The organism is Rouxiella badensis (genome assembly GCF_002093665.1).
Lineage (GTDB): Bacteria > Pseudomonadota > Gammaproteobacteria > Enterobacterales > Enterobacteriaceae > Rouxiella > Rouxiella badensis.
Genome location: NZ_MRWE01000026.1, coordinates 55,108 through 70,761, shown reverse-complemented (window position 1 = coordinate 70,761; position 15,654 = coordinate 55,108). Strand labels below are relative to the sequence as shown.

Here is a 15,654-nt window from a genome sequence, read left to right as displayed (position 1 = left end):
TTTACTGGGCGGGCAAAATACAATTAACTAACTGTTATAAAAAATAAAGTTATGCGATGCACCACTCATATTTATCATTAATTTCTTTTAACTATTTCTAGATAAAACAATCAATCGGTCACAAGGTTAATGTCATGATCAATGAAGGTCGGCTGCTTAGCCGGCACGGCTTTGCAAAGGCAAACTCATGGATAACCATGGTTCTCGCTACGCTACTGATGGTCGCGGGTGCCGTGCAGCTTGTGTTTTTGCTCACCCTGGGAAAATCTGGCTACTTTGAGCAGCACGCCATTCTTATGTCCACGGTATTCAGCATTTCTTTAGGTATTGTTCTGATTATCCTGCGCCAGTTTATTAAACCGCGCCAAATATTCCAGCTTTATGAAAATGGTGTTCTGGTCATTTCAAAACCTGATAATAAGAATAAATTTATTCCATTCGAGGGAATAAGCGACATTTACCGTTATCGCTCCGGAAAATATACCAGGAAGATATTAAATACCATGGCGTTTCGCGAAAACATCGACAAGCCGTGGTATAAAATATCCCCCAACATTGCCCATGCGGACAGGCTTATCGAAGTCATCAAGAATGAGCAACTGTTGTTTCGTGGCCCTCAGGCGCTCAATACTCTGGCTCAGGATGGCACCGTCAGCTTCAGCTATCTTACCGAGAGCAAGAGTAAGATACGGCGCTTTCTGCGCGGCAATTTTCTGATGATGAACGAGAAAAAGCTGCGCCTTTCTGCTCGTACGCTGGACTCTGACGACGGCCACCACGTGCCGATTGAAGAGGTGCATTTCATCAGCGGCGGCAGCAATAGCCAGACCATCAAATTGCTCGACATGCACGGCAGAGCCTTATTCTCGGTGCCCTACACCTCCCTGTTCAGCGCCGATCTGTTCATCGCGCTGATAGAGCACATGATCCAAAATCGTATCCCGATTCGACGCTAATGTTGGCCGTCGATTTATATCAGAGATTAAGGTTAGTCTGTTCTCGCCTGGCAAAAAGCGGCACCTCAGAAACGAAAAAAGCGCTCCTCACTCCCTTTGCTATTCATTAAGGGGTGAATGGAACGCTTTTTAGAACGCGGTCGGAAATTATTTGGTTTCCGGCTGGAAACGGAAAGCATTAGGCGGTAAACCTACCTGCAGAATGACTGGCTGATAGGCCGCTTTATCTGAAACCTTAGAAGCCAGATAACGTGCAGAAGCAAATCCAATTGCCCCTCCCGCCACGGCACCCATCAACGCATAAACATCAGCCTTGAATAAGCTTTGAAGTACACCGCCGCCGAAGATGACGCCAAACAGAGGCAGCATGTAGACGATGAGCGCGGAACGCAGCAGGCTGCCTTCCATAATGCCCAATTCAACCTTCTGACCTGGCTCCAGTGGCTCGGCGCTGCTGACCTGCAAATTGTGCTCGGTCTGTGGACCCAACTCGTTAAGCACGCGAGAACCACAACCTGAACGCGAATGACAGCTGCTGCAACCGGCCTGCGTTTCACAACGCAGTTCTGCAACACCATTTTGCCACGAGATTACGGTGGCCCATTCTTTCATCATCGGAGTACCCTGCCCTTACGCTAAAATGCAGACCCATTATTGCCCTGTGAAGACAATACTATCAGAAATACGTTTGGCTGTGGAAGGTGGTAACTCGCCGACTATGGTTATCTCATTGCCGTTACGCACGTCGGTTTGCACCGTTCTTCTGCCCTGACGCACTATCTGATCGGAAGTGACGCTGCTCGACGGATTCACGTTAATCGAGAAGCTGAACAGCCCGTCGCTATAAAGCCTTGATTCAATGGTAACAGGCATGTTTGGCAGGTTTCGTTTACTACGAGAAACTTCCTTCATGCCTTCAGGCAACCATTTCGGGCTCCAGCTAAACTGCGTCTTGCTTGAGTCTGGAATGCTCAGCACCGGGGGCAAATTAGCTTTATCAATACCGTTAAATGCTTCGGCCACATCAGGGTCGACGGTCAAGGAAATCACACGAAACTGCTCAAGCGTTTCGCCATCTTTGTCGAGCAAGTCGACGCGCAGCGGAAGCTTGTCTTTTTCGTCAATCCAGACGATATAGCTGAATCGGGTTCCATCACGTGACACCACGCGGATCACTTCACTTGAGCGATCGGCGGCGCGCGCCCTGCCTACGGCAATAAAGTCGTAGAATTTGGAAAGATTGGCGATATCACTGAAGGCAAGTTCGGGGAGCGAGTCAACGATGTGATCGCCTGCCAAAGTGAAGGGCTGTAGTCCGGTCTCAAAATAGCTGATGTCGTTCCCGCGTTGCACAACTTCGCGACGCGGTCCGTCCATCAGCAGGAGATCGCCGAGCTGGGTGCCTTTCGTCTTCGCATGACGATAACGATATGAATCTATGCCCTGTTTCGTGATGTTGATAAAGGCAACTTCATAGTTCAATGATTGACTGGCAGCGCTCATTTGTTGCAATAACGCCTCGGGAGCGGGTGGATTCTCGGCCGAGGCGGTATTGATGGTGAGCATGCTGCACGTCAGTAGGGAAACACCGTACCAAATTTGCTTCATTACTGCGTTTGCGTTCCTAAAGACTGATTACCTGGGACCTGAATAGCTGCCTGTTGCGGAGTAACAGAGTCCAGCTGAAGCTGATCAGAATGCAATCTGCGCTGCAACTCGTAGTCCTGCAAAATAGCATTAATACGCTTGCGCTGTTCCTGCATATTTTGCGGGCCGCTCGCGACGCTGCCTTCATTTGGCACACCAAAACTAACAGGTGATGCTTTACCCATCATAGGAAGGGTATTGAACGCCGGAGTTTCCGGTGAAGCACCGGTCGCATCCTGCTGGCTGTAATGCTGCACGCCGACAATAACCGCCAGTGAAACACACGCCGCGACCCCGACCTGAGTAAGCTGACTCGCCCACGGGCGAACCTTGTGCCAGAACGGCATCTTTTGCCAGGTGTGTGGCAAGGGTTGTGATTCTTTGGTAGCGCCAGGAACGAGCTTGGCAGGTTCATTTGCCAAAGCAGCTGCCACTCTGTCTGCGATATCCAGATGTACAACAGTTCCAATGTCACCGCGCATAGAGTCACGGATCAAGTGATAACTCTGCCAACTTTCCTGAAGCTTTTTGTCATTTGAAAGCGAACTCAAAAGTTCGGAATCAATTGCTTCACCATCCATCAGAGCCGAAAGCTTTTCTTTCTGCATGCCTAAGTACCCTTTAAGTGTCCGCCATCGCTAACGCTGAATCAGCGGTTGAACTTTATTATCAATAGCTTCTCGAGCACGGAAAATACGCGACCTCACCGTGCCCACCGGGCAATCCATAATGGCGGCTATCTCTTCATAGCTCAAACCATCCAACTCCCTGAGAGTAATTGCCATCCGCAAATCTTCAGGAAGCGCTTCAATAGTCCGAAAAACAATCTGTCTCAACTCTTCAGACAACATCAAGTTCTCTGGGTTCGATATTTCTTTCAGTGCGCCACCATTTTCGAAGTTTTCGGCTTCGTTGGCATCGACATCGCTCGAAGGAGGGCGTCGACCCTGCGCAACTAAGTAATTCTTGGCTGTGTTAACGGCAATTCGGTACAGCCACGTATAAAAGGCGCTATCACCGCGGAACGAATCCAGTGCTCGGTAGGCCTTTATAAAGGATTCCTGAACCACATCAGGCACATCGCCCTGTGGAACGTAGCGGGAAACAAGGCTCGCCACTTTATGCTGGTAGCGTACAACCAGTAAATTGAACGACTTTTGATCACCCTTCTGGACCCGCTCGACCAGAACCTGATCTGCTAACTGCTCGCTCATCCGAGGTAATCTCTCCCCAAAGCTATCTCCACGCTAAAAGTCGTACTGCCAGCTTTCATCATTATTTTCCTGAGCAAGTACTGCTTGGAGTTCAAACTGAATGTTAAGTTCCATAAAACACAAAGTTTTTAAACGGATGTATGTGCTCGTGGCTTTTGCCAGTCCATTTAGGCTAACATGAATTTCCCTCTTCTTCTGCAAACATCATACGTTATGCAACCTTCATCAGACTTTGTTAGTGATGTATTGATTATTGGAAGTGGTGCCGCGGGCCTTTCATTAGCGCTACGCCTCGCAGACCACTGTAAAGTCACCGTTCTTAGCAAAGGGCCACTCAATGAAGGGTCCACTTTCTATGCCCAAGGCGGCATCGCGGCCGTATTCGACGAAACCGACAGCATCGGTTCACACGTCGACGACACGTTAATCGCGGGTGCGGGCCTGTGTGACAAAGAGGCCGTCGAATTTATTGCCAGCAACGCCAAACACTGCGTTCAATGGCTCATCGATCAGGGCGTGCTCTTTGATACAGAAACCGGCAACAGCGCAGAAGAACGCTATCACTTAACAAGAGAAGGCGGCCATAGCCATCGGCGTATTCTCCATACTGCTGATGCTACTGGTAAAGAAGTAGAAACCACGCTGGTAGGGAAAGCAAGGTCCCACCCCAATATTAGCGTAAAAGAACGCTATAACGCGGTGGATCTTATCACCTCGAGCAAACTTGGATTACCCGGCACACAGCGTGTGGTAGGGGCGTATGTCTGGAACCGCGACATCGAGCAGGTCGAAACCCTGCGCGCCAAAGCCGTGGTGCTGGCGACCGGCGGAGCGGCGAAAGTCTACCAATACACCACTAACCCTGACGTCGCCTCCGGTGACGGCATTGCCATGGCTTGGCGTGCGGGCTGTCGCGTCGCTAATCTCGAATTTAATCAGTTTCACCCGACCTGCCTTTATCATCCACAGGCGCGCAATTTCCTGTTGACCGAAGCCCTGCGCGGCGAAGGGGCTTATCTGAAGCGTCCGGACGGCACCCGCTTCATGCCCGACTTCGACTCGCGCGGCGAACTCGCTCCTCGCGACGTGGTAGCACGAGCTATCGACCACGAAATGAAACGCCTCGGCGCAGACTGCATGTATCTCGACATCAGCCATCGCCCGCCGGAATTCATTAAGCATCATTTCCCGATGATCGACGAAAAACTGCTTTCGCTGGGCATTGACCTTACGCGTGATCCTATTCCGATCGTGCCTGCCGCACACTACACCTGCGGCGGCGTGATGGTAGACCAGCACGGCAGAACCGATCTTGACGGCCTCTATGCCATCGGTGAGGTGAGCTATACCGGGCTGCACGGCGCAAACCGTCTGGCATCCAATTCGTTGCTGGAATGTCTGGTTTACGGCTGGTCGGCCGCCGAAGATATTCTCGAACGACTGCCGCGTATCAAAATGCCGAAGAGTTTACCGGCGTGGGATGAAAGCAAGGTCGATGACTCAGACGAGAAAGTGGTGATTCAGCACAACTGGCATGAGCTACGGCTGTTTATGTGGGACTATGTAGGCATTGTGCGCACCACCAAACGTCTGGAGCGCGCGCTGCGACGCATTAATATGCTACAACATGAAATCGACGAGTATTACGCCAATTTCCGCATCTCGAACAACTTGCTCGAACTACGCAATCTGGTGCAGGTCGCCGAGCTCATTGTGCGCAGCGCGATGGCGAGAAAGGAAAGCCGAGGTTTACACTTTACGCTCGACTATCCCGATCTGCTTGACGATCCTCAACCCACTATTTTGCAGCCCTGATTTCAGAGAATACTCAGTAATTTAAGTAGAAATCAGTAATCAGACGTCTGAACTCCGTGCTGTAGACGTTAAGCTGCTCACGGAGTGCCAACTCGCGGTAGTCGGGTTCTCCCGGCTGTTTTGTCAACGCCAGCAGCATGCGGTTCAACGGTTTTCCAGGCCGATCACGAATGTCCATCCGCGCACGAGTATGCCAGCCTTGCGCCGCCGCAGCCTGTTCGAACGTCAGCCCAATCTCATAGGGCAAGACTACGCAAAAGGTGCCGTGAGGCGTTAACAGCCTGCTGGCGCAGCCTAACAGCGCCTCATGGGTCAGCGTTTCGGTATAGCGCGCGGCATTACGGGCTTCGTCACGGCAGGCAACCGCGGACTCAAAGTACGGCGGATTACTGACAACTAGGTCATAGCCCTGCGCCGCGTTTTGGGCGAAATGGTTTACGTCCTCAGCATAGACGTGAAGCCGGCCAGACCAGCGCGACTCGGCAAAGTTTTCTTTTGCCTGCTCCGCAGCGGCACTTTCCAGCTCAACGGCATCGACGCGAACCTCATTCTGCGTTCTCTGGGCCAGCATCAGCGCGACAAGGCCGGTGCCGGTACCGATATCCAGAATACGCCTGGCACCCTCGACCGGTGACCAGGCGCCGAGCAATACGCCGTCGGTGCCTACCTTCATTGCGCATCTGTCGTGGGCGACGAAAAATTGTTTAAAGGTAAATCCGTTACCTCGAAGAGGCTTGCTGGCGCGGGCTTCAGTCACTACGCTTTCCTGTTGTTTTCACCGAAATATAAGGTGTTCATGGCATAATGCGCTAAGCATAAGACAAAGCCATTATGAGTAAAAGCGCCCCTTTACGCTTAAATAGGTGAAGTACGCGGCTAACACGTCTATAATCGGCGCCCCAAGTAGAGGTAGACCATGACTGTAACGAATTTTTCCGAACTCGAACTCGATGAACGCCTGATCGAAGCGCTGAGCGACAAAGGCTATAGCCGCCCTACTGCTATTCAGGCAGAGGCCATTCCGCCGGCGATGGACGGACGCGACGTGTTGGGTTCGGCGCCTACCGGCACCGGCAAGACCGCAGCATTCCTGCTGCCTGCTCTGCAACACTTGCTGGACTTTCCGCGTAAAAAGTCTGGTCCACCACGTGTTCTTATCCTGACGCCAACCCGTGAGCTGGCGATGCAGGTTGCTGACCAGGCTCGTGAACTGGCCGCACATACTGAATTAGATATCGCGACCATTACCGGTGGCGTAGCCTACATGAACCACGCTGAAGTCTTCAGCGAGAATCAGGACATCGTCGTCGCCACCACCGGCCGTTTACTTCAGTATATAAAAGAAGAAAACTTCGACTGCCGCGCGATCGAAACCTTAATTCTCGACGAAGCCGACCGTATGCTCGACATGGGCTTTGCTCAAGATATCGAGACCATTTCGGCCGAGGCCCGCTGGCGTAAGCAGACGTTGCTGTTCTCGGCAACGCTTGAAGGTGAAGCGATTCGTGAATTCGCCGAGCGTATCCTGACCGAACCGGTCGAGATCGAGGCCGATCCTTCACGCCGTGAGCGCAAGAAGATCCTGCAGTGGTACTACCGCGCAGACGACCTGAAGCACAAGACTGCGCTGCTTTGCCACCTGCTGAAACAGGAAGACGTGACCAAATCAGTGGTCTTCGTGCGTAAACGTGAGCGCGTGCACGAACTGGTTGGCTGGCTGCGTGAGGCGGGCATCAATTCCTGCTATCTCGAAGGTGAAATGGTGCAGGTTAAGCGTACCGAAGCCGTTAAACGTATGGTCGAAGACCGCGTTAACGTGCTTGTCGCCACCGACATCGCGGCACGTGGTCTGGACATCAATGACATTAGTCACGTGTTCAACTTCGATATCCCGCTGACTGCCGACACTTATCTGCACCGCATTGGCCGTACTGGCCGCGCGGGACGTAAAGGCACGGCTATCTCATTGGTCGAGGCACATGACCATCTGCTGCTCGGTAAAATTGAGCGCTATCTGGATCAGCCTCTGAAGTCACGCGTGATTGATGAGTTAAGGCCGCAAACCAAGGCACCAAGCGCCAAGACGACCGGTAAACCGTCGAAAAAAGTGCTGGCCAAGCGTAAAGAGAAGCAGAAGCAAGAAGCCGAGAAGTCAAAAGTGAAGGTGAAAGTACGCCATCGCGATGCGAAAAACGTGGGTAAACGTCGCAAGGCGAAAACAGAAGAAAGTTAACTTTTGTTTTAATCCTGCTAAAAGCCCCGTTAATGACGGGGCTTTTTGTTTTTACAGGCTCTGAGTGAAAGTACGAGTGATCACGTCCTGCTGCTGTTCCGGCGTCAACGAGTTAAAACGCACGGCGTACCCCGAGACACGGATAGTCAACTGAGGATACTTCTCAGGATGTTTTATCGCATCTTCGAGCGTCTCACGACGCATGACGTTAACGTTAAGATGCTGCCCCCCTTCTACGCGAACCGTTGGCTGAATCTCTAGCGGTATTTCACGATATTCGAATTTACCCAACTCGCTAACCGGCACAGTTTGCCCTTCCTGATAGCCTGATTTTGCACAAATACAGCGTGCCTCAAACTTTTCATCATCCAGCAGCCAAAAAGAGTTTTTAAGCGCGTCGTTATTGGCCTGAGTGATTTGGATCCCGATGATCATAGTTTCTCTCCATTCTTAAAATTGAAACGAGCAAGCGATCGTCGTCTGATGAGGGCGGCAATCCTTCCTAAGCATGCTTCTGGTATATCAGTTGGCAGAGAAAGCCGTGTTGATAAAAATCAATTAGGACGCAGAGAGAGTATCTCTGGCGAGCCTGAGCAGGTAAGCTACGCAGATTAAAATTTCGTATAAATGGAGAGCGCTTATGGCAGTCCCGCTCACCTGGCACGACGTGATTGGCCAGGAAAAACAGCAGAGTTATTTTTTGGATACCCTGAAATTTGTCGCGACAGAACGTGCATCAGGGAAGACTATTTATCCGCCTCAGGAAGAGGTATTTAACGCCTTTCGCTCGACCGAGTTCTCACAGGTCAAGGTGGTTATTCTTGGGCAAGACCCTTACCACGGCCCAAATCAGGCCCATGGACTGTCCTTTTCCGTGAAACCTGGCATCCCAGCGCCTCCTTCCCTGGTCAATATTTATAAGGAGCTGGCGACAGACATCCCGGGATTTGAGCGCCCTCATCACGGGTATCTGCAAAGCTGGGCCGATCAGGGCGTGCTGCTACTTAACACCGTGCTCACGGTCGAGGCCGGGCAGGCGCACTCTCATGCCAAATTGGGCTGGGAAACCTTTACCGACAAGGTGATAAGCGTGCTGAATACGCATCGTGAAGGCGTGGTCTTCCTGCTCTGGGGATCGCATGCGCAGAAGAAAGGCAGCATTATCGACCCGGTACGACATCGCGTATTAAAGGCCCCGCATCCGTCGCCGCTCTCGGCCCACCGCGGTTTTCTGGGCTGTAAGCATTTCTCGATGGCCAATCAGCTGCTTGAACAGCAGGGACTGCCGCCGATTGACTGGATGCCAAAACTGCCGGCATAAGCGATGACTCTATGTCGCAGACACAAAATAAAAAGGCACCCCGTGGGTGCCTTTGACGTTCTGGAACAGGGTCGAATCAGGCTTTAGCCTTGGAAACGGCAACCATTGCAGGACGAAGCAAACGGCCATTCAAGGTGTAACCCTTTTGCATCACCATGATAACGTGGTTCGGCTCGAGCTCTTCAGATTCCATCAGAGTCATTGCCTGATGCAATTCCGGGTTGAACGGGACATGGACGTCGTTAACGACTTCGAGACCGAATTTGCTCACTGCACCCAACAGAGATTTAAGGGTCAGCTCAACGCCTTCGATAGTTGAGGTGAGTTCTGCATTCGACTTGTCGGCCAAGTCCAGTGCGCGCTCCAGGTTATCGATAACCGGCAGCAGTTCGCCAGAAAACTTCTCAAGGGCAAATTTATGCGCTTTTTCGATGTCCAGCTCGGTACGACGACGAATGTTTTCCACTTCAGCTTTCGCACGCAGCAGACTTTCGCGCTCGCGTTGCTGAGTTTCTTTCAGCTGGGCTTCCAGCTCGGCGATACGTGCATCACGCGGATCAACGACGTCAGCCGCCTGAGTTTCCACTTCCGCGTGCAGCTCTTGTTCCTGATTCAGTTCATCCGAGGCTTGCTCGTTAGGCGTCTTATGTTCTTTACTACTCATGAATATCTCCGCGTTTTAGCTTTAATCTTGCTAGTTGGCTTATTATGGGGATCAAAACTAGGGTTTCAAGGCCTGATATCTGATTTACAGGCCATACTCCAGGTGACACACATGCGGTTTCGAGGATAACCAAAGCAATGAACAAAAAATTTGAGTGTATTGGGATAGTTGGTCATCCCCGCCATCCTTCCGCTCTGGCTACCCATGAAATGCTTTATCACTGGTTGATCTCGAAAGGTCACCAGGTCATCGTCGAGCGTCAGGTGGCTCAAGATTTATCCTTGAAAGACGCGCAGACCGGGACGCTGGCCGAAATCGGCAAGCTTGCCTCTCTGGCCGTCGTGGTAGGCGGTGACGGCAACATGCTTGGTGCCGCACGCGTTCTCGCGCGTTACGATATCAAGGTGATCGGCATCAACCGTGGCAATCTGGGGTTCCTCACCGACCTCGATCCCGATAATGCCCTACAGCAACTCGACGACGTGCTGAAAGGCGAATATATCAGCGAACAGCGCTTCCTGCTCGAGGCAATCGTGCGCCGTGGCGACGAGCAGAGCCGGGTAAGCACCGCGATTAACGAGGTAGTGCTTCATCCGGGCAAGGTCGCGCATATGATTGAATTCGAAGTTTATATCGATGACAGCTTCGCCTTTTCCCAGCGTTCGGACGGGCTGATTATTTCAACGCCAACCGGCTCGACGGCCTATTCGCTCTCAGGCGGTGGCCCTATTCTGACGCCGACGCTGGACGCGATTGCGCTGGTGCCGATGTTCCCACATACCCTCTCGGCCCGACCGCTGGTTATCAACAGCAGCAGCACTATTTGCCTGAAGTTTTCGCATATGAGTATTGACCTGGAGATAAGCTGTGACAGTCAGATTGCCCTGCCAATTCAACAGGGTGAAGAGGTCATTATCAGACGAAGTGATTATTATCTGAACCTGATTCACCCTAAAGACTACAGTTATTTCAATACATTAAGCACGAAACTAGGCTGGTCAAAAAAATTATTCTGATTTTTTCATGAAATCAGAGACTCAGGGCTTTACTGTATATAAAACCAGTTTATACTGTACGAAATTACAGGTCTGTTGTTATATACAGGAAGGTGATCATGCTAGCGCAACTTACTATCAATAACTTTGCCATTGTTCGCGAGTTAGAAATTGATTTTCATGCGGGTATGACGGCAATAACCGGTGAAACCGGTGCAGGTAAATCTATCGCCATCGACGCTTTGGGCCTCTGTTTGGGCAGCAGAGCCGATGGCAATGCTGTTCGTCTCGGCACTCAACGGGCCGACGTCTGTGCTCGTTTTACGCTGGCAGATACCCCTTCCGCTAAACAATGGCTCATTGATAATCAGCTTGATGAAGGCCAGGACTGTATTCTACGCAGAACCATCAGCGCCGACGGCCGCTCTCGCGGTTTTATCAATGGCACGCCGGTTCCTCTGTCGCAAATGAGAGAAATCGGCCACCATCTCATTCAAATACACGGGCAACACGCCCACCAGATGCTGGTTAAGCCTGAGCACCAAAAACACCTGCTCGACGCTTACGCGGCGCAATCTTTTCTGCTTTCTCAGATGAAAACGGCCTATCAGAACTGGCATCACAGCTGCCGTATGCTGGCGCAGTTCCAACAGCAGGTTAATGAACGCGAGTCACGTCGTCAGCTTCTGCAGTATCAGCTGAAAGAACTTAACGAATTTGCCCCGCAGCAGGGCGAATATGAACAAATCGACGAAGAGTATAAACTGCTCGCAAACAGCGGCCAGCTTCTGTCATTAAGCCAGAGTGCCCTTTATCTGTTGAGCGACAGTGAAGATCAAAATATCAGCAGCCTGCTGTATACGGTTAAAAACAAGCTGACCGAACTCGCTGAACTCGATGAAAAAATGAATGACCTGATCGTCATGCTTGATGATGCTTCTATCCAGATAAGTGAAGCCAGTGACGAGCTCCGTCACTACAGCGAAAGGCTAGAGATGGACCCAAACCGTATGTTCGAACTGGAACAGCGTCTCTCTCGCCAAATGGCACTTGCACGCAAGCATCACGTAACGGCAGAAGAGCTTCCTGAGTTACATCGTCAGCTGCTCGAAGAACAAAGTGCGCTCGACGCGCAGGAAACCAATCAGGCCGAGTTAAGCGATGCCGTGCATCTTCACCACCAGCAAGCGCTGGATATTGCGCATGCGCTGCACCAGCAACGCCAGCACTTTGCCGATGAGCTCACTCAGCTTATTACACAGAGTATGCAAACCCTCTCAATGCCTCACGGTAAGTTTAATATTCAGGTACAGTTTATTCCTGAGAACCTGAGCATTGAAGGCGCAGACCGTATCGAGTTCCAGGTCACCACTAACCCCGGTCAACCCCTTCAGGCGCTGGCGAAAGTGGCCTCTGGCGGTGAGCTTTCCCGTATCGCTCTGGCGATTCAGGTTATCACAGCACAGAAAATGGAAACCCCAGCGCTTATTTTTGATGAAGTCGATGTCGGTATCAGTGGCCCAACCGCTGCGATTGTCGGTAAACTACTGCGCCAGTTAGGAGAGTCCACACAGGTTATGTGCGTGACTCACTTGCCTCAGGTTGCAGGTTGCGGACATCAGCACTATTTTGTCAGCAAAGAAACTGACGGTGAAGTGACTGAAACCCAGATGAATCGGTTAGATAAAAAAGCACGTTTGCAGGAGTTGGCCCGTCTGTTGGGGGGGAGCGAGGTGACAAGAAACACCCTTGCCAATGCAAAAGAGTTGTTAGCAGCGTAATAAAGCTCAACTTTTTTACATTTCAGCGGTCATATTGGTGCCCTGCAAAGGTTTCAAACTGATGAAAGGTCTATTATCATCGGCATCTTATGCCCTAAAGGAATGTTAAGACTATGCGCTGTAAAACGCTAACTGCCGTCGCTGGAGCACTATTAATGCTGACCGCCGGTTGTTCAACTTTGGAAAAGGTTGTTTATCGTCCTGATATTAATCAGGGGAACTACCTGGCTCCTGCTGATGTTCAGAAAATTCATACCGGGATGACCAAGCAGCAGGTTGCTTACATCCTTGGAACACCGATGATGGATGATCCATTCGGTAACAACACCTGGTTCTACGTATTCCGTCAGTGGCCAAGCCACGAAGACGTACAGCAGCAGACGCTGACTTTGACCTTTAATGAGTCAGATGTGTTAACTAACATTAACAATAAGCCAAAGCTGGACGACCAGAAATCCTGATGTTCCAGCTTTGATGCCACGTTGGTGTCAAACAGTGAAGCTCTTTCAGGGTAAAAAATAAGGCGCCTAAGGCGCCTTATTTATTTGAGCGTTCTGCGCGTATTCTGCGTAGCTCTTTGGGGTCTGCAATCAGCGGCCGATAGATTTCAACCCGATCGCCATCGTTCACCACATCGCTCAATTTCACCGGGCGGCTATAAATTCCGACTTTATTGTTCTTGAGATCAATCTCGCGACGCTGCTCGAGCAGTCCTGAGGCGATTATTGCCTGCTCGACGCTACTTCCTTCGGCAATTCGCACCGTTTTTAGATACTGGCGCTCAGGTAAGGCATAAACAACCTCAACGGAAACGTCAGACACTGTAAACCTCTTTTGCACGCTGAGTGAAAGCCTGAACCATACTGCCCGCCAGCTCTTTGAAAATTTTGCCAAAAGCCAGTTCGATCAGCTTATTGGTAAACTCAAAATCTAGATTCAGCTCAACTTTACAGGCTTCAGGGCTGAGCGGCGTAAAATGCCATCCTCCCATCAGTTTGCGGAACGGACCGTCGACGAGCTGCATATCAATACTTTGATTGCTGGTTAACGTGTTTTTAGTGGTAAAAGTTTTACTGATACCGGCTTTTGCGACGTCAACCGCAGCAGTCATCGTGTTATCAGTTTTATCCAATACGCGGCTTCCCGTGCATCCGGGAAGAAATTGCGGATAGGCATCCACGTCGTTTACCAGGTTGTACATCTGTTCCACGCTAAACGGCACTAGCGCAGAACGGCTAATTTGAGGCATATCATTTTCCAAGTGTCATAAAACATACAGATCATATCATTTATCGCTCTTCGGGCAAAAAACTCGAGGCAGATAAAGCACAAGCTGTGAAAAAGCAGCCTCCGCAAACCCGCAGGGGATTTCATTCGGCAAGGCTTACAGTATAATAAGTGTCACTATGACAAAGAAAAAAGCACATAAACCCGGTTCCGCAACCATTGCAATGAACAAACGCGCTCGCCATGAATATTTCATCGAAGATGAAATTGAGGCAGGTATTTCTTTGCAAGGATGGGAAGTAAAATCACTGCGCGCTGGCAAAGCCAACATTGCTGATAGTTATGTGACCTTCAGAGACGGGGAAGCCTTCCTGTTTGGTGCGACCATTACACCACTGACCGTTGCTTCAAGTCACGTTGTTTGCGAGCCAATGCGTACCCGTAAACTCTTAATGAACAGGCGCGAGCTCGACAAGCTGTTCGGTAAGGTAAACCGCGATGGCTATACGGTAGTTGCTCTCTCAATGTATTGGAAAAATGCCTGGACCAAGGTCAAAATCGGCCTCGCGAAAGGTAAACAAGATCACGACAAGCGCGACACGGCTAAAAATCGCGAGTGGGCAGTTGATAAAGCACGTATTATGAAAAGCGCCAAACGTTAAGTCTCTGGCTTATCGGGGTAAAGTTCTGATATACTGCTGACAGTTCTTTGGGGCTGATTCTGGATTCGACGGGATTTGCGAAACCCAAGGTGCATGCCGAGGTGCGGAGGCCTCGTAAAAAACCGCAAAAAAAATAATTGCAAACGACTCGCAATTCGAATCTGCTGCTTTAGCAGCTTAATCAGTCTAATACACTGAAGGTTCCCTTTCTCCCTAGCCTCCGCTCTTAGGACGGGGATCAAGAAAGGTCAAACCCAAAAGAGCTCGCGTGGACATCCTGCCTGGGGTGAAAGCGTTAAAACCAATCAGGCTAGTTTGTTAGTGGCGTGTCCGTCCGCAGTTAACAGGCGAATGTAATGACAGGACTAAGCATGTAGTGCCAACGGCGTAGTAATTTCGGACGGGGGTTCAAATCCCCCCAGCTCCACCAAATAAGTTTTCGGCTATTACCAGATAAGGCCTTAAACGCAGAGAAAGCCCGCATCCCAAAAGGTTGCGGGCTTTTTCGTCTCTGGAATAATTCACTACTGTAGTCGTGTAAACAACGTCTAATGGTCGCCTACCTAACAGCGTATTCTTATCGGCTCAGAAAATTATTTATAGATCTCTGCTGAGCCTGATAAGTTATTTTCACCAACGGAAGTGATGATTCGGTATGAACGTGCGCCGTCTTGAGTTGCTTTAGCCGCTAATTTTGCGTTTAGCGCATCCACGTTACCACTGTCTACCGACGTACTAATCGTACCAGCGCTGTATTCACCCGCTGGAGCGGAGTTCACTTCGGTAGCGGCAAAGGTTGCAAACGAAGCGGTAGTCAGTGCAATAACGGAAAATACTTTAGTCAGGGTTTTCATAGTAGTTCCTTCAAATCTGGTTAATTTGTTATCACTAGTCCAGGCGTGGATTAGTTATCATTCGTTAATTAAATATTATACCCATCTGGAACTCGTGCAATTAAATTATGTAACGACCGTTAACTAAATGTACTGATCTTTGTCGGGAAGAGAGAGCGTAACCTGTGGGTCGAAAATAAATCCGCCACATTCAAGGTGTACACGAAAGGATGCGGGTTCAAAAAAGCATCAATATATAAGTTAGTTAGCTCTGTAAAAAAGAAATGACGATTCTCGTCCGTCGCG

General features: G+C 50.4%; 18 protein-coding genes and 1 other RNA gene. 9 read left to right on the top strand and 10 right to left on the bottom strand.

Annotated features, from left to right (window positions below; genetic code table 11):
- Positions 1–134: 134 nt before the first annotated feature.
- Complete coding sequence (locus tag BS640_RS15380) at positions 135–956, top strand: DUF6585 family protein (RefSeq protein ID WP_017489891.1); 822 nt, start codon at positions 135–137, stop codon at positions 954–956.
- A gap of 147 nt (positions 957–1,103) precedes the next feature.
- Here BS640_RS15380 and rseC read toward each other — a convergent pair whose 3' ends face one another.
- The 4 genes from rseC to rpoE are packed head-to-tail and all read right to left on the bottom strand — an operon-like array spanning position 1,104 to position 3,817.
- Positions 1,104–1,571, bottom strand: a complete 468-nt coding sequence (gene rseC, locus BS640_RS15375) for a SoxR-reducing system protein RseC (RefSeq protein ID WP_017489892.1) — start codon at positions 1,569–1,571, stop codon at positions 1,104–1,106.
- Positions 1,572–1,607: 36 nt separating this feature from the next.
- On the bottom strand, positions 1,608–2,564 hold the full coding sequence (rseB, locus tag BS640_RS15370; protein ID WP_017489893.1) for a sigma-E factor regulatory protein RseB: 957 nt from the start codon (positions 2,562–2,564) through the stop codon (positions 1,608–1,610).
- On the bottom strand, positions 2,564–3,211 hold the full coding sequence (gene rseA / locus BS640_RS15365) for an anti-sigma-E factor RseA (protein WP_017489894.1): 648 nt from the start codon (positions 3,209–3,211) through the stop codon (positions 2,564–2,566). The genes rseB and rseA overlap by 1 nt, the downstream gene beginning before the upstream one ends.
- Positions 3,212–3,241: 30 nt before the next feature.
- Positions 3,242–3,817 (bottom strand): RNA polymerase sigma factor RpoE, encoded by a 576-nt coding sequence (gene rpoE, locus BS640_RS15360; RefSeq protein ID WP_009636997.1) that lies wholly within the window; start codon positions 3,815–3,817, stop codon positions 3,242–3,244.
- A gap of 213 nt (positions 3,818–4,030) precedes the next feature.
- On the opposite strand from rpoE, the gene nadB reads away from it, so the two are divergent.
- Positions 4,031–5,632, top strand: a complete 1,602-nt coding sequence (gene nadB, locus BS640_RS15355; RefSeq protein WP_192503381.1) for an L-aspartate oxidase — start codon at positions 4,031–4,033, stop codon at positions 5,630–5,632.
- Between the two features lie 13 nt (positions 5,633–5,645).
- Here the strand turns inward: nadB and trmN are convergent, their stop codons facing one another.
- The gene (gene trmN / locus BS640_RS15350) at positions 5,646–6,389 is read right to left on the bottom strand and encodes a tRNA(1)(Val) (adenine(37)-N(6))-methyltransferase TrmN (protein WP_084912874.1); all 744 of its coding nucleotides are present in this window, start codon (positions 6,387–6,389) and stop codon (positions 5,646–5,648) included.
- 159 nt (positions 6,390–6,548) lie between these two features.
- Between trmN and srmB the strand changes: the two genes are divergently transcribed.
- The gene (srmB, locus tag BS640_RS15345) at positions 6,549–7,865 is read left to right on the top strand and encodes an ATP-dependent RNA helicase SrmB (RefSeq protein ID WP_017489897.1); all 1,317 of its coding nucleotides are present in this window, start codon (positions 6,549–6,551) and stop codon (positions 7,863–7,865) included.
- Positions 7,866–7,916: 51 nt separating this feature from the next.
- Here the strand turns inward: srmB and grcA are convergent, their stop codons facing one another.
- On the bottom strand, positions 7,917–8,300 hold the full coding sequence (gene grcA / locus BS640_RS15340; RefSeq protein WP_017489898.1) for an autonomous glycyl radical cofactor GrcA: 384 nt from the start codon (positions 8,298–8,300) through the stop codon (positions 7,917–7,919).
- Between the two features lie 205 nt (positions 8,301–8,505).
- On the opposite strand from grcA, the gene ung reads away from it, so the two are divergent.
- Entirely contained in the window at positions 8,506–9,186 is a 681-nt protein-coding gene (ung, locus tag BS640_RS15335; protein WP_017489899.1) for a uracil-DNA glycosylase, read from the top strand.
- Between the two features lie 76 nt (positions 9,187–9,262).
- Here the strand turns inward: ung and grpE are convergent, their stop codons facing one another.
- Complete coding sequence (grpE, locus tag BS640_RS15330) at positions 9,263–9,850, bottom strand: nucleotide exchange factor GrpE (protein WP_017489900.1); 588 nt, start codon at positions 9,848–9,850, stop codon at positions 9,263–9,265.
- A gap of 137 nt (positions 9,851–9,987) precedes the next feature.
- On the opposite strand from grpE, the gene nadK reads away from it, so the two are divergent.
- The 3 genes from nadK to bamE all read left to right on the top strand — a co-directional run bounded on the left by nadK (position 9,988) and on the right by bamE (position 13,087).
- The gene (gene nadK, locus BS640_RS15325; RefSeq protein WP_017489901.1) at positions 9,988–10,866 is read left to right on the top strand and encodes an NAD(+) kinase; all 879 of its coding nucleotides are present in this window, start codon (positions 9,988–9,990) and stop codon (positions 10,864–10,866) included.
- A gap of 98 nt (positions 10,867–10,964) precedes the next feature.
- Complete coding sequence (gene recN, locus BS640_RS15320; protein WP_017489902.1) at positions 10,965–12,626, top strand: DNA repair protein RecN; 1,662 nt, start codon at positions 10,965–10,967, stop codon at positions 12,624–12,626.
- A 113-nt stretch (positions 12,627–12,739) separates the two neighbouring features.
- The gene (gene bamE, locus BS640_RS15315) at positions 12,740–13,087 is read left to right on the top strand and encodes an outer membrane protein assembly factor BamE (protein WP_026110257.1); all 348 of its coding nucleotides are present in this window, start codon (positions 12,740–12,742) and stop codon (positions 13,085–13,087) included.
- Positions 13,088–13,163: 76 nt separating this feature from the next.
- On the opposite strand, the gene BS640_RS15310 is transcribed toward bamE, so the two are convergent.
- Complete coding sequence (locus BS640_RS15310) at positions 13,164–13,448, bottom strand: RnfH family protein (RefSeq protein WP_017489904.1); 285 nt, start codon at positions 13,446–13,448, stop codon at positions 13,164–13,166.
- The gene (locus BS640_RS15305) at positions 13,441–13,875 is read right to left on the bottom strand and encodes a type II toxin-antitoxin system RatA family toxin (RefSeq protein WP_017489905.1); all 435 of its coding nucleotides are present in this window, start codon (positions 13,873–13,875) and stop codon (positions 13,441–13,443) included. The genes BS640_RS15310 and BS640_RS15305 overlap by 8 nt, the downstream gene beginning before the upstream one ends.
- 157 nt (positions 13,876–14,032) lie before the next feature.
- Here BS640_RS15305 and smpB point away from each other — a divergent pair, with 157 nt between their 5' ends.
- Entirely contained in the window at positions 14,033–14,515 is a 483-nt protein-coding gene (gene smpB / locus BS640_RS15300) for an SsrA-binding protein SmpB (RefSeq protein ID WP_017489906.1), read from the top strand.
- A gap of 49 nt (positions 14,516–14,564) precedes the next feature.
- Positions 14,565–14,945, top strand: a transfer-messenger RNA (tmRNA) gene (ssrA, locus tag BS640_RS15295).
- Between the two features lie 163 nt (positions 14,946–15,108).
- Here ssrA and bhsA read toward each other — a convergent pair.
- A complete protein-coding gene (gene bhsA / locus BS640_RS15290; RefSeq protein ID WP_084912873.1) occupies positions 15,109–15,369 on the bottom strand; it encodes a multiple stress resistance protein BhsA in 261 nt (86 codons plus the stop codon).
- Between the last annotated feature and the right edge of the window lie 285 nt (positions 15,370–15,654).

Coding starts and splice junctions, on each gene's coding strand:
- ung (WP_017489899.1), top strand. CDS start 8,506: ATGGCAGTCCCGCTCACCTGGCACGACGTGATTGGCCAGGAAAAACAG.
- srmB (WP_017489897.1), top strand. CDS start 6,549: ATGACTGTAACGAATTTTTCCGAACTCGAACTCGATGAACGCCTGATC.
- rpoE (WP_009636997.1), bottom strand. CDS start 3,817: ATGAGCGAGCAGTTAGCAGATCAGGTTCTGGTCGAGCGGGTCCAGAAG.
- recN (WP_017489902.1), top strand. CDS start 10,965: ATGCTAGCGCAACTTACTATCAATAACTTTGCCATTGTTCGCGAGTTA.
- nadK (WP_017489901.1), top strand. CDS start 9,988: ATGAACAAAAAATTTGAGTGTATTGGGATAGTTGGTCATCCCCGCCAT.
- rseC (WP_017489892.1), bottom strand. CDS start 1,571: ATGATGAAAGAATGGGCCACCGTAATCTCGTGGCAAAATGGTGTTGCA.
- nadB (WP_192503381.1), top strand. CDS start 4,031: ATGCAACCTTCATCAGACTTTGTTAGTGATGTATTGATTATTGGAAGT.
- BS640_RS15305 (WP_017489905.1), bottom strand. CDS start 13,875: ATGCCTCAAATTAGCCGTTCTGCGCTAGTGCCGTTTAGCGTGGAACAG.
- grcA (WP_017489898.1), bottom strand. CDS start 8,300: ATGATCATCGGGATCCAAATCACTCAGGCCAATAACGACGCGCTTAAA.
- smpB (WP_017489906.1), top strand. CDS start 14,033: ATGACAAAGAAAAAAGCACATAAACCCGGTTCCGCAACCATTGCAATG.
- rseA (WP_017489894.1), bottom strand. CDS start 3,211: ATGCAGAAAGAAAAGCTTTCGGCTCTGATGGATGGTGAAGCAATTGAT.
- grpE (WP_017489900.1), bottom strand. CDS start 9,850: ATGAGTAGTAAAGAACATAAGACGCCTAACGAGCAAGCCTCGGATGAA.
- bhsA (WP_084912873.1), bottom strand. CDS start 15,369: ATGAAAACCCTGACTAAAGTATTTTCCGTTATTGCACTGACTACCGCT.
- BS640_RS15380 (WP_017489891.1), top strand. CDS start 135: ATGATCAATGAAGGTCGGCTGCTTAGCCGGCACGGCTTTGCAAAGGCA.
- rseB (WP_017489893.1), bottom strand. CDS start 2,564: ATGAAGCAAATTTGGTACGGTGTTTCCCTACTGACGTGCAGCATGCTC.
- bamE (WP_026110257.1), top strand. CDS start 12,740: ATGCGCTGTAAAACGCTAACTGCCGTCGCTGGAGCACTATTAATGCTG.